Source organism: Nocardia sp. bgisy134, from assembly GCF_057708325.1.
Genome location: NZ_JBYIRW010000001.1, coordinates 662,648 through 674,208, shown reverse-complemented (window position 1 = coordinate 674,208; position 11,561 = coordinate 662,648). Strand labels below are relative to the sequence as shown.

Here is an 11,561-nt window from a genome sequence, read left to right as displayed (position 1 = left end):
ATTCCCGACTCGATCAGAGGTACCGATGCCGCACAGCCGTTGGATTTCCCGTAGCACCCCGCTGGTGGCCGCCGTGTTCGCCGCCGCGACACTGGCCGCGTGCGGGACGAACGGGAACCCCGAGCCCACCGGTAGCACGGGATCGACCACGTCGGCGCCCGCCTCGGCCACCACGACCCGCGCCCAGGGCACCGGCACCCAGAAGCCGACGGTCGAGGTCACCGACGCCGCCGCCAAGCAGCTGTGCGACGCCATCCGGCCCGAGCTGTCCAACTTCCGGGTGCAGGGTCCGACGCTGGGGCGGGTCGGCCTCAACCTGATCGTCCACCCGTGGGGTCTGCAGAACGGCATCGACGTGCTCGGCAACAAGGCCGTCGTCGACACCGTCACCCTGAAGAGCTGCCCGGACGTGCGCCAGCAGGCCATCGAAGCGCTGGAGACGCCCGACCTGGCCTCGATCATCGTGGGCCTGTGATGCGCACCCTGTACCCCCCGATCGAGCCGTACGAGTCGGGCCTGCTGGACGTGGGCGACGGCCAGTCGGTGTACTGGGAGGTCAGCGGCAATCCCGAGGGCAAGACGGTGGTCTTCCTGCACGGCGGCCCCGGCGGCGGCACCGCCGGGTTCCACCGGCAGTTCTTCGATCCCTCGGCCTATCGCATCGTGCTGTTCGACCAGCGCGGCTGCGGGCGCTCCACGCCGCACATCGCCGACGGCGCCGATCTCGCGCACAACACGACCTGGCACCTGGTCGCCGACATCGAGGCGCTGCGCGAACATCTCGGCATCGACCGCTGGCAGGTGTTCGGCGGCTCGTGGGGCTCCACGCTGGCGCTGGCGTACGCGCAGAAACACCCGGAACGCGTCACCGAACTGGTGTTGCGCGGCATCTTCCTGTTGCGACGCAAGGAAATCGACTGGTACTACAACGGCGCGGCAGGCAACGTCTACCCGGACGAGTGGGAGAAGTTCCTGGCGCCGGTGCCGGAGTCCGAGCGCGACGGCGACCTGGTCGAGGCGTACCACCGGCTGCTGCACTCCCCCGATCCCGAGGTCGCCACGGCGGCCGCGATCGCGTGGTCGGTGTGGGAGGGCGCCACCAGTTCGCTGCTGCCGCACCCGGATCGGGTCGCCGAAACCGGTGAGCCGCGGTTCGCGCTGGCGTTCGCGCGCATCGAGAACCACTACTTCCGGCACGGCGGTTTCCTGACGGATGGGCAGCTGCTGCGGGATATCGGCGTCATCTCGCATCTGCCCGCCGTGATCGTGCAGGGTCGTCACGACATCGTCTGCCCGGCGGTGAGCGCCTGGGATCTGCACCGCGCGTGGCCCGGTTCGCAACTGCACATCGTCGACGACGCGGGCCACGCGGCCAACGAGCCCGGCATCGTCGACCGGTTGGTCCGAGCCACCGACGGTTTCGCGAAGGTGGGCTGAGCCATGGTGGTCGCTGCCGGGGACGCTCTGATCGCCGCGCTGCGCGACGACGTCGACCGGCTGCTGTCCGCCGAGCCCGACGTGCGCGCGGACGCACCGGATTCGGTCCATCAGATGCGGGTCGCCACCCGGCGGCTGCGCAGCGTGCTGCGCTCGTATCGCAGTCTGTTCCAAAAGAATCCGGCGGCCGAGGTCGGCGCGGAGCTGAAATGGCTGGCCGGTCTGCTCGGTGTCGCCCGCGACGCGGAGGTGCGGGCCGACCGCTTCGCCGACCTGCTGCACGACCTCGGCGACGTGCCGGACGCCGAGACGGTGGCCGACCGGCTGGTGACGGCCGAACGCGCGCGCTACGACGACGCGCACGCCGAAGTGCTCGCCGCGCTCGACACCGACCGCTACCGCACGCTGCGCGAACGCCTGACCCAGTGGCGCACCGACCCGCCGCTGCGTCGCGCCCGCGCCGCGGCGCCCGCGACGGATTTCTTCGGCGTGGTGTTGCTGCGCGACCACGAGCGGCTGGCCGCGCTCATCCTGCACGAGCCGACAGTGCCCGGCGCCGAACGCATCGAGACGCTGCACGATATCCGCAAGAGCGCCAAGCGTCTACGGTATTCGTGCGAGGCCGCCGAAGAGGTCATCGGCGACTCCGCCGCTGATCTCGGCACGCGTGCCAAGCGCCTCCAGACCGTGCTCGGCGACCACCGCGACGCGATCGAGTCCACCGACGCGATCATCGAACGGGCGGCGCAAGCCGAAGCGGCGCGCGAGGACACCGCCAGCTACCGCCGCCTCATCACGGCGGAGACCGCCGCCGCCAACCACGCCCTCGCCCGCTACCCCAAATCCGCGGAAGCCCTGTCCACCAGCCTCTGGTGACCGCGCGGCCCGTCCACACGCCTCGCAGCGGATTCGACCGCCGCGCACCGCGGAAACGGTCTGCCAGGATTCAGGCGACGAAGGCAAAGCCGATCTTGCGGGTGACCGGGTCGGCGCGGGTCAGGCGGACTCGGACGGCCGCGCCTTCGGGCGGTGTCCCGGTGCAGGGACCGAGCACCGGCGGGTCGGCGATGAAGACCTCCGCGGGGCGGTTGCCGTTGGCCTCGCGCACGACGACGGCGTCGAACTCGGCGTCGGGGCGTTGCGCGAGCAGGCTGGCCTCGGTGAGGTCGATGCAGGCCCGGTCCACCTTGCCCGCGACGCCGTCGGTGCGCCGCATGGTGTCGACGGTCGGATCAAGCCCGGCCCGAACCCATTGCGGCACCGGCACGCCCGCGCAGTAGGCCAGGCAGATCTCGGTGGCGAAGCGGTCGGCGAGGCGGCGCAGCGGGGCCGTCACGTGCGCGTAGGGGGCGCCGATCGCGCTGTGCGCCAAGCTCTCCGGCGCCGATCCGTTCACCACGGTGTAGGCGGCGCCGCGCAGCAGACCGGTGGCCTCCGACATGAGCACCAGGGCGGCGGGAGAGTTGGGGTCGAGCCCGGCCAGCATGCGGCCCACCGGCTGATCCGCGGGCCACGCCACACCGAGCGCGGCGGCGGTGCGGCGCAGCGACGCGATGGCGGATTCGGCGGGCGGCGGCATGGTGCGCAGCAGACCGATCCGCCGCCCTTCGCTGTCGGCGCCGTCGAGCATGATGCGCGCCGCGCACATGCCGGTCAGCAGGGAGACCTGCTCGTTCCAGTCGTCGGCGGCCGTGCGCGGCTCGAGGACGAGCCGCCAATGTCCGTGGTTCGTGTCGTCGCGGACGACGCTCTGGGCGGGCAGTCGCAGCCCGATCGCGCCGCGGGCCAGCCCGGCCTCGATGCGCCGCGTGCCGAATTCCGGCAGGGCCGCGATCGAGGGGTGCAGCGTGCCCGCGTCGGCGTCGGCTTGGACGCCCGCGTAGTCGAGTCGCGCGCGGGAGCGGACGGTCGCGCGCACCACCGAGTAGTCGCGTGGTTCGGCGTTCTCGTCGAGTTCGATGGTCCACAGGGCCGCTGGCCTGGTCTGCTCGGGCAGCAGGCTCGCCGCGCCCTCCGAAAGGACGGGCGGATGCAACGGCACCGTGCCGTCCGGGAGGTAGAAGGTCTGGCCCCTGGCGCTCGATTCTCTGGCGAGCGCACCGTCGGGGGCGATGACGGCGCCGACGTCGGCGATCGCGTAGTGCAGGGTGAAGCGGGAGCCGTTGCGCTCCAGGTGGAGGGCCTGGTCGAGATCCATGGCCCCCGGGGGGTCGATCGTCACCAGCTCGATGTCGGTGCGATCGATCCGGTCGCCCGCGAACGCGTCCACCGCGTCGCGGGCTTCCACGGAGGCCTCGGCGGGGTACGCCGAGGCCAAACCGAATTCGGATCGGATGGCGCCGAAATCCACCGGCGCCGAGATGATCCGCTGGTGCAGTTCCACGTGGAAATACGTTACTGCAATGCCAGCATCGTGCCGTTCAGCTCGTTGAACGGACCGAACACCGTGAACGTCACCCGACCGGTCGGATAGGTCGACGACAGGTCGGCCGCGGCGTCGAGCGCCTCACCGAACGATGCCGCGGACGGGTGCGGAAGACCGGCGATCGCCAGGCCGAAATTGCTCTCGGCCACCCACTTGGTGTCGGCGGGGCTGAGGTCGACCTGCACCCCGCCGGGAAGCGGAGTCAGCGCGACCGCATTGGCGGACCCGGCGCCGAGGGCGGCGAAAACCGATGCGGCCCCGGCGATGAGCGCGCCGGCGACCAATGAACGAACTACCCGCATAGAGTTGAGACCTGCTTCCGCAATCGAAGTATGAATCGGCCCGCTGGTGCCCGGCACCGGGCCTTGCCAACGGCGACTACTGTATGACGTCGGTCACGTCTAGGCCAGTTACGTACAAATCACCCGGCCCGGCTCGTCGTGTCGCGCCGGACTGCTACTGTTCGGGGCCGGTGCGGGCGCTGATCTCACCGCCCATTCCGAAATGACACCGTACGTCGACAATTGGGAGCTGTGCACTGATGTCATCGATCATCTTCGACTACCTGATGCCCCTGCTCGGTCCCGAGCAGGCCGCATATTGGGCGCAGGTTTTCATGGTCGATCCGACCTGATCTCACAGAGAACGACACACGCCGGTCGCCTTCCGTTAACCGCACGGAAGGCGGCTTTCGTCAGGTGCCACTAGCATCCCGCACCGTGAGAAGAACTTCCGCCGCCATCGCGGTCAGCACGACCCTCTTCGCCCTGCTCGTGGCAGGTTGCGGCAGCGACGACAAGGACACCGCCGCGCCCGCCGCCACCTCCGCGGCCGCCTCCCCCGCAGGCCAGCCCAACAGCGCCGCCGTGCCGGACAGCGCGAAGGCGGGCATGTTCGTGGTGAGCTACCGCAGCGCCTTCCCGAAGCTGGCCGATGGCCGCAGCGACGCGCAGGTCGCCGACATCTTCACCGGCACGTGCAAGGACATCAAGGACGGCAAGGCCGAGGACGCCGCCGTCCAGAACATCGTCGACCGCACCAAGTCCGGCCAGACCGCCGCGACCAAGGAAGAAGCGCAGGCCATCTACACCACCGCCAAGTACCTCTGCTGACCCCTCGATGCGGGCCGCACGTCCCGGCGCGCGGTCCGCTCAGCGGACCGACCGATGGTCAGCGATCCCCTTGCCAGTGCTTAATCGAGACGCCGCTTCGCTCCGCGAGTGACAACCTGCCCGCGAAGTAGCGGCAACCCGGTTGATCGACGAGTCGAGGGGAGAAGTATGAAACGCACCAGCCTGCGCACTGCTTTCGCAGCAGCGGCCATCACGACGTCTCTGATTCTCGGTTCCGGCGGGGCGATCGCGGCCCCAGATCACGCGCCCGTCGCGCCCGTGACCGAGTTGGCTCCCGCACTACCGGTCCAGCCCGCCGGACTGGGGTTGACCTTCGCGTGGCTCGGCCCGCTCGCGCCGGTCGTCGCGGGCTTCCTCTGCATACCCACGGTCCTGGTCCCGCCCGCGTTCCCAGTCTGCTTGGTCTGATTCACCGAGTTCTGGCGAGTGCATTCGGCGCCCGCGATCACGCGAATCGCGGGCGCCGAGTGCGGCGGACGAGTTGGTCTGTAAGCCGGATCCTGTTCCCGGTTCACACCGGGCGGCGACCATCCATCTGGGCACACCGTCGCCGGGTGCCTCGAGCGGCCCACCCGCAGGCTCGGGCGAGCAGCCCTCGAACGCCTGCGCAGCCGCACTCCGGGGAGTGCGACCTTCGACCTTGCTCCGGGCGGGGTTTACCGAGCCGCCCCGGTCACCCGAGGCGCTGGTGCGCTCTTACCGCACCGTTTCACCCTCACCGCGCGCCCCCGAAGGGACGCGGGCGGTCTGTTCTCTGTGGCACTGTCCCGCGGGTCACCCCGGGTTGCCGTTAGCAACCGCCCTGCTCTGTGGAGTCCGGACTTTCCTCGGCGACGGGCGGCGGCACAGTGTGCCCGTTCCCATCGCCGCGGCCGCCCGACCAACTCGTCCGCGCGTGCCAGGATACTCCCCGTCCGGTGGACAGCCGCTCGCGCCAGTACGGTTAGACGTCATGGAACGTCTCGAGGTCAGTTTTCCCTCAGGTGGCCAGCAGTGCGCCGCCTGGCTGTATCCTCCCGCAGGCGTCCCCAAGCCCCGGCCACTCGTGGTGATGGGGCACGGTCTGGGGGGCACGCGGGATATGGGATTGGACAGGTACGCACGGCGATTCGCCGCGGCAGGCATGGCGGTGCTGGTGTTCGACTACCGACATTTCGGTGCGAGCCAAGGCGATCCGCGCCAGCTGCTGCACATCGCGCGGCAACGCGAGGACTGGCGCTCGGCGATCTCCTACGCGCGCACGCTGCGCGGCATCGACAAGACCCGGATCGCGCTGTGGGGCACGTCTTTCGGCGGAGGGCACGTGCTGACGGTGGCGCCGGAGGACGACTACCTCGCCGCCGTCGTCGCCCAGGTGCCGTTCACCAGCGGATGGGCCTCGGCGTGGGCCAAGGGCCCGATCAGCCTGACCAAGGTCGCCACCATCGCCGCCACCGACCTGCTGATCGGCCCGCTGCGGCGCAAGCCGGTGCGCATCCGGTTGGCCGGGCGCAAGCGGTCGGCGGCGCTGATGAGCGCGGCGGACGTGCCGGAGGGTTTCGGAAGGCTGGCCGAGGAGAGCGAGACCTACGAGCCGAAAGTGGCCGCGCGCATCGCTTTTCCTGCGTTGTTCGACTCCCCCGGCAGGCACGCCAAGGCGCTGAAGGTGCCGGTGTTCTACGCGGTGGCCGACAACGATTCGATCGCGCCCGCCAAGCCGACGCTCAAGGCGGCCGAACGCACCAAGCACGCGGTCGTCAAGCGTTATCCCGTCGGGCATTTCGACGTGTACTTCGACGATGTCTTCGAGCAGGCGGTGTACGACCAGACCGAATTCCTGGTCTCGGTACTACGGCCGTGACCACCGTCCCCGGCGCACTTCCGGTGCGCCGGGGCGGGTATCGTAGCGGGTACCGGATTCCTTCTGCGATGGCCCCGATGCGCCGCGAAGCATCGTCTCGATGAAACTCCTTGTCTCCCTTGGGAAGGGTCTTCCCGTCCAGCGATGACCGCCGCGCGGTTGCGAAGCCGCCCGGAACTGCGCAGCCAGCGGCGGCAACGCGCGCACGGCTGCTGGAATCATCTGATCGCCGCGCCGCTGTGGCCCAAACACAGCGCCAATCTCGGCACGCTGCTGCGCACCTGCGACGCGGTCGGCGCGTGCCTGGCCGTCCCCCGCCGACCGTGGGTACCGGACGCGCTGAACCAGGGAAACACGTTGCGCCACCGGCAGTGTGTGCACTGGGTGGACGGCCGCGTCGACCGCTGGCTGGCACGACAGCGGGCCGGCGGTTCGGCCGTGGTGGGCGTGGAGCTCACCGACGAATCCATCCGGCTGGCCGATCTGCCGACGGCGCGCAAGCGCACGGTCATGGTGCTCGGTCACGAGACCGACGGGATTCCGCCGGAGGGACTCGAACTGCTCGACGTGGCGGTGGAGATCCCGATGGTGGGCACCGGGCACAGTCTCAATGTGGCGGTGGCGGGATCGCTGGTGTTGTACAAGCTCGCGGGGCTTTGCTAGCGGAGACAGGTCGGAAACGTCAGCGGATCCCCGAGGGTGTCGGCGAGTTCGTGCAGCTTGTCGGTGTCCGGGGCGATCGGGCGTCGCGGGTCCATGGGTAACCTCCTCGTCGCGAGTGCTCGGAGTCGCGTACCCGAGACGGTCGGGACCAAATGCCCGGGCGAGGTTGTCGGTGCCCGGGGCTACAGTCGCGGGCCATGAACGCTGCGACTGCCGCGGTTGCCGACATCGTGCGAGGGATCGATCCTTGCGACGAGCTCGAGCGCGAGCACATCGCGACCACGCTGGACTGGCTCGCGTCGACCGACGACGTGTTCCGCAGGGAGAAACCGGCAGTGCCGCAGCGACATCTGGTGGCGTACACGGTGCTGGTGGATCCGGCGGCGCGGGCGGTGTTCCTCGGACGGCACCGGCTGGCCGGGCTGTGGCTGCCGATGGGCGGACACCTCGACCCGGGCGAGCATCCGCTGGCGGCGGCCCGGCGCGAGGCCCACGAAGAACTGGGTATCGCCGCCGAATTCGACGTGGTCGGCCCCGCGCCGCTGTTCCTCACCGTGACCACCACCATCGGCATGCACAGCGGCGATGAAGACGTGAGCCTCTGGTACGTGATCCGGGGTGATCGCACGCGCGAATACCGCCTCGACCCCCGGGAATTCGGCGGCGGCCGCTGGTGGGACGTCGATCGCTTCGCGGTGCCGGAATCCGATCCGCATTTCGCCCGCTTCCTGACGAAGCTGGAGGCCGTCCTCGGGCCCGACCGGGATGCCGTCGCGAGCTAGTCCTGCTGTCAGCGCGACAATTCGGTGGCGGGGAGGACTTACTTCTCCCCGACCACCAGGAGAAACGGAGGCGTTTCCCGTTCGGCCGTCCACTCCCTCCTGCTGACCGCCGCCGCGCCCAGCAGGCGTCGCGCGTCGTCCAACGTGGGCTCCTGCTGCCACACTGGGGTGAAGTTCGCGTCGTGCAGTAGCTCGTGATACGTCTCGCCGGGCCAGTAGGTGTCCACGATGTCCATCCACTCGCCGTCGGTCCGGTGTAGCCGGACGGGCATCGGATCGCCCGGCTGGTAGTCGACGCCCGGTCGGCCGATCTGGAAGCTGTCGAAGGCCACCCCGGTATGTCCTGGGTGGGCGTTGAGCAGGGCGAAGCGACCACCCGGCCGCAGCACGCGACGCACTTCGGCCACCATGTCCTGGAGTTGCTGCCGTTCGGGCACGCAGACGAAGACGAAGCAGGACATGACGGCGTCCACCGAGGCGTCGGGCAGAAAAGCCAGATTCGAGCCGGTCATGAGGTGACAGGTCACCCGGGGGTGGCGGTAGTGCGTGCGGGCGATGGCCAGCATGGCCGGTGAGATGTCCACGGCGTGGACGTCGACATCGTGCTCCTCGGCCACGCGGCGCGCGACGTGCCCGGGTCCGCAGCCGAGATCCAGCAGGGCGGTCACGTCCGGCTGCTCCAGACGCAGCGCGGCGAAGACGAAGGGGTAGCCGAGCAGCCACCCGACGGTGTCGTCCCACCGGACGAAATCATCGGCGACCTCGCTCGACGTCCACGCCGTCGGCTCACGCGAAGCGTCCACGAGGGTAGCTAACCAGAGCGGGTTCGGCCGCGCTCCGACCGGCGTCCACACACCGGCGAGCCGCTGATCTCCGTCTGACGCGAGGCCACCGTGCCGACCGGGGACGCGCCGTCGAATTTATTTACCCCTCAGACGAATTCACCGCCGCGGCCTGCGCTGTCTCGAAAGCAGCGCGGGCGCGCGACGGTGAAGGTTCGGCCGAGACGGGATCAGACCGGACGGAATCCAGCGCCGACGCCGCCGATGGCGTTGACAGTGGCGAGGATGACGTCGATCGGCGCGAAGAACGCCGGGGAGTGGATCGGGTTGGCCGCGGTGGTGCACGGCACGTCGAAGCCGATGCCCGCCAGACCGGTCAGCCTGCCCTGGTTCATGCCGACCAGACGGTCGCCGACGGTCACCGGGCCGCCGGAGTCACCGGGCTTCGAGCACGCCTGGTTCAGGGTGATGGTCTCGTCCAGGTTGCCCCAGACGACGCCGCAGCCGGGGCCGCTGGTGCGGCCGTTGGAGCACACCGTGGTGCCGGGGCCCGGCGTCGGGCCGATCCCGTTGATGGTGGTGGCGCCGACCGTGCGGACCGGCGTGACCTTCGCCGGATCGAACTGCAGCACCGCGAAATCCAGCCCCTCCCCGTTGTCGGAGTAGGCCACCACACCGACCGCGCCCGCGTCCAGCGCGGTCTCCGACGCCAGCCGCGCACCGGCGGGCGCGCAGTGGCCCGCGGTCAGACCCACCAGACGATTGGCGTTGTCGTAGCCGATCGCGGTGAGCGAGCACGCGGAGTTGTTCTCGAAGACGAGGCCGGAGCTTCCACCCAGCACCACATTCCCCGGAGCAGCCTGCGCGGCGCCCGCGACAGCTGCGCCCACACCCGCGATGACGGCCGTCGCGGCCGCCATCCACCTGAATCTCACAGCAGTAACTCTCCTTCTCGAAAGACACAGGCCGACACTCGATTTCGATCGAGGGATCGACCCACCCCACACATCGTGCGGCACCGCACCGACAGAAACCTCCGCCGATGCCCGTTCCGGCCCCTTCCGCGCCGATGCGGAGCGAACCGAGTACGCAGCCTCGGTCGACTGTCGGCTACCTCAACGTAGGGGTAGCGGCCGGTGCGCGCGATGCGATGTGTGCCGCGCCACAGTACCCGGAGACGAGCGCCGGGTCATGGCGAGGGTGAGCGGGGCCGACCGGCGACGCGAAGCGGCCCGGGCCTGCGGACAGAACGCACTCAGGACAAGTAGGAGGTGTCGTTGACCAGCCGCACCGAGGAACCGCCGTCCGGATAGAACTCCGCGACGCACAGCGACGCCAGATCCAGATGCAGGCGGTACAGCAGCGACGGCCCCACCCCGAGCGCCAGCTGTAGCAGCGTCTTGATCGGCGTCACGTGGCTGACCACCAGCACGTTCTGGCCCGGATACAGCGCGACCAGGTCGCGGCGCACCGCCTCGACGCGTTCGCGGACCTCGTCGAAGCTCTCCCCGCCCGGCGCGGCCACCGACGGGTCACCGAGCCAGCGCGCGTGCAACTCCGAATCGCGTTGCGCCGCTTCGAGAAACGTCAGCCCCTCCCAGGCCCCGAAATCGGTCTCGATGAGTCCGTCGTGAGTGCGCACCGGAAGGTTCAGCGCGGCGCCTGCGGCCTCGGCGGTCTCCCGCGCGCGCCCCAGCGGCGAGCTCAGGATGGCGGCGATATCACCTTTGGCCGCAAGCATTTTCGCGGCGTGCGCGGCCTGTTCGCGGCCCAGCCGAGTCAAAGGCGGGTTGCCGCGACCCGAATAGCGCCGCTGTACGGAGAGTTCGGTCTGGCCGTGGCGCAACAGCAGCAGGCGGGTCGGACGGCCGAGCGCACCGGTCCAGCCCGGACTCCCGGAGACGGCCTCGGTGTTCGCGGGGTCGACCTGGGCGGCGCGCGCCTCGTCGATCCAGCTGGGCGCGGTGCGTTCGGCGCCGTGGGCGCTGGGCTCGGCGACTCGGGTGCTAGGCGCGGTGTCTCGGGCGGACAGCTCTTCGGCGGTCGCCGTCTCGGCCTCGCTGGCCGCGCGCACCTCGCCGACCAGCGTGGCATCGTCCATCGCCTCGTTGGCCAGGCGATCGGCGTGCGAGTTCTGGGCGCGCGGAATCCAGGTGAAGCTCACCCGGTCGAAGTCCGCGACCAGGCGCCTGGCTCGGTCGGCCAGCGGGATCATCGCCGCGTGCTTGACCTTCCACCGGCCCGACATCTGCTCGACGACCAGCTTGGAGTCCATGCGCACGTCCACCGTGCGCGCACCCAGCTCGGCGGCGGCCTCCAGGCCCGCGATCAGCCCGCGGTACTCGGCGACATTGTTGGTGGCGATGCCCACGCTCTCGCGCCGTTCGGCCAGCACCGCGACGTGACCGGCGTCGAAGACCACCGCGCCGAACCCCGCGGGGCCGGGGTTGCCCCGCGAACCGCCGTCCGCTTCGACGATCACGTGCTCGTTGCTCACCG

13 protein-coding genes and 1 other RNA gene are annotated in these 11,561 nt (G+C 70.1%); 8 read left to right on the top strand and 6 right to left on the bottom strand.

Annotation, left to right across the window (positions count from 1 at the left end):
• Positions 1-64: 64 nt before the first annotated feature.
• From AC3ERS_RS03010 to AC3ERS_RS03000, 3 genes are read left to right on the top strand one after another with little or no spacing between them, the layout of a single operon-like run.
• Positions 65-475 carry a hypothetical protein gene (locus AC3ERS_RS03010; protein WP_431963172.1) on the top strand — a complete coding sequence of 137 codons (411 nt, stop codon included), beginning with the start codon at positions 65-67 and terminating at the stop codon, positions 473-475.
• A complete protein-coding gene (pip, locus tag AC3ERS_RS03005; RefSeq protein ID WP_431963588.1) occupies positions 475-1,437 on the top strand; it encodes a prolyl aminopeptidase in 963 nt (320 codons plus the stop codon). Before AC3ERS_RS03010 ends, pip begins: the two co-directional genes overlap by 1 nt.
• Positions 1,438-1,440: 3 nt before the next feature.
• Positions 1,441-2,313, top strand: coding sequence for a CHAD domain-containing protein (locus AC3ERS_RS03000; protein WP_431963170.1), 873 nt, complete (start codon positions 1,441-1,443; stop codon positions 2,311-2,313).
• Positions 2,314-2,383: 70 nt separating this feature from the next.
• Here the strand turns inward: AC3ERS_RS03000 and AC3ERS_RS02995 are convergent, their stop codons facing one another.
• Positions 2,384-3,820, bottom strand: coding sequence for an RNB domain-containing ribonuclease (locus AC3ERS_RS02995; RefSeq protein WP_431963168.1), 1,437 nt, complete (start codon positions 3,818-3,820; stop codon positions 2,384-2,386).
• Between the two features lie 11 nt (positions 3,821-3,831).
• Positions 3,832-4,164 carry a hypothetical protein gene (locus tag AC3ERS_RS02990; protein WP_431963166.1) on the bottom strand — a complete coding sequence of 111 codons (333 nt, stop codon included), beginning with the start codon at positions 4,162-4,164 and terminating at the stop codon, positions 3,832-3,834.
• A gap of 417 nt (positions 4,165-4,581) precedes the next feature.
• On the opposite strand from AC3ERS_RS02990, the gene AC3ERS_RS02985 reads away from it, so the two are divergent.
• Positions 4,582-4,974: a hypothetical protein gene (locus tag AC3ERS_RS02985; protein ID WP_431963164.1), complete on the top strand. Its 393-nt coding sequence runs from the start codon at positions 4,582-4,584 to the stop codon at positions 4,972-4,974.
• A 168-nt stretch (positions 4,975-5,142) separates the two neighbouring features.
• The gene (locus AC3ERS_RS02980; RefSeq protein ID WP_431963162.1) at positions 5,143-5,403 is read left to right on the top strand and encodes a hypothetical protein; all 261 of its coding nucleotides are present in this window, start codon (positions 5,143-5,145) and stop codon (positions 5,401-5,403) included.
• Between the two features lie 65 nt (positions 5,404-5,468).
• Here the strand turns inward: AC3ERS_RS02980 and rnpB are convergent.
• Positions 5,469-5,883: RNase P RNA component class A (gene rnpB / locus AC3ERS_RS02975), an RNA gene on the bottom strand.
• Positions 5,884-5,947: 64 nt separating this feature from the next.
• Between rnpB and AC3ERS_RS02970 the strand changes: the two genes are divergently transcribed.
• The 3 genes from AC3ERS_RS02970 to AC3ERS_RS02960 all read left to right on the top strand — a co-directional run bounded on the left by AC3ERS_RS02970 (position 5,948) and on the right by AC3ERS_RS02960 (position 8,280).
• Positions 5,948-6,835, top strand: coding sequence for an alpha/beta hydrolase (locus AC3ERS_RS02970; protein ID WP_431963160.1), 888 nt, complete (start codon positions 5,948-5,950; stop codon positions 6,833-6,835).
• Between the two features lie 144 nt (positions 6,836-6,979).
• Positions 6,980-7,498, top strand: a complete 519-nt coding sequence (locus AC3ERS_RS02965; protein ID WP_431963158.1) for a TrmH family RNA methyltransferase — start codon at positions 6,980-6,982, stop codon at positions 7,496-7,498.
• Between the two features lie 197 nt (positions 7,499-7,695).
• Positions 7,696-8,280: an NUDIX hydrolase gene (locus tag AC3ERS_RS02960; RefSeq protein WP_431963156.1), complete on the top strand. Its 585-nt coding sequence runs from the start codon at positions 7,696-7,698 to the stop codon at positions 8,278-8,280.
• Positions 8,281-8,318: 38 nt separating this feature from the next.
• On the opposite strand, the gene AC3ERS_RS02955 is transcribed toward AC3ERS_RS02960, so the two are convergent.
• The 3 genes from AC3ERS_RS02955 to AC3ERS_RS02945 form a co-directional block, all read right to left on the bottom strand.
• Positions 8,319-9,083 (bottom strand): class I SAM-dependent methyltransferase, encoded by a 765-nt coding sequence (locus AC3ERS_RS02955; RefSeq protein ID WP_431963154.1) that lies wholly within the window; start codon positions 9,081-9,083, stop codon positions 8,319-8,321.
• Positions 9,084-9,292: 209 nt separating this feature from the next.
• A complete protein-coding gene (locus AC3ERS_RS02950) occupies positions 9,293-9,997 on the bottom strand; it encodes a chymotrypsin family serine protease (protein ID WP_431963152.1) in 705 nt (234 codons plus the stop codon).
• A 320-nt stretch (positions 9,998-10,317) separates the two neighbouring features.
• Positions 10,318-11,559 carry a bifunctional RNase H/acid phosphatase gene (locus AC3ERS_RS02945; protein ID WP_431963150.1) on the bottom strand — a complete coding sequence of 414 codons (1,242 nt, stop codon included), beginning with the start codon at positions 11,557-11,559 and terminating at the stop codon, positions 10,318-10,320.
• Between the last annotated feature and the right edge of the window lie 2 nt (positions 11,560-11,561).

What these genes read in the sequence shown, in the direction of transcription:
- pip (WP_431963588.1), top strand. Translation starts at nt 475, where the DNA reads ATGCGCACCCTGTACCCCCCGATCGAGCCGTACGAGTCGGGCCTGCTG.
- AC3ERS_RS02980 (WP_431963162.1), top strand. Translation starts at nt 5,143, where the DNA reads ATGAAACGCACCAGCCTGCGCACTGCTTTCGCAGCAGCGGCCATCACG.
- AC3ERS_RS02965 (WP_431963158.1), top strand. Translation starts at nt 6,980, where the DNA reads ATGACCGCCGCGCGGTTGCGAAGCCGCCCGGAACTGCGCAGCCAGCGG.
- AC3ERS_RS02970 (WP_431963160.1), top strand. Translation starts at nt 5,948, where the DNA reads ATGGAACGTCTCGAGGTCAGTTTTCCCTCAGGTGGCCAGCAGTGCGCC.
- AC3ERS_RS03000 (WP_431963170.1), top strand. Translation starts at nt 1,441, where the DNA reads ATGGTGGTCGCTGCCGGGGACGCTCTGATCGCCGCGCTGCGCGACGAC.
- AC3ERS_RS02960 (WP_431963156.1), top strand. Translation starts at nt 7,696, where the DNA reads ATGAACGCTGCGACTGCCGCGGTTGCCGACATCGTGCGAGGGATCGAT.
- AC3ERS_RS02990 (WP_431963166.1), bottom strand. Translation starts at nt 4,164, where the DNA reads ATGCGGGTAGTTCGTTCATTGGTCGCCGGCGCGCTCATCGCCGGGGCC.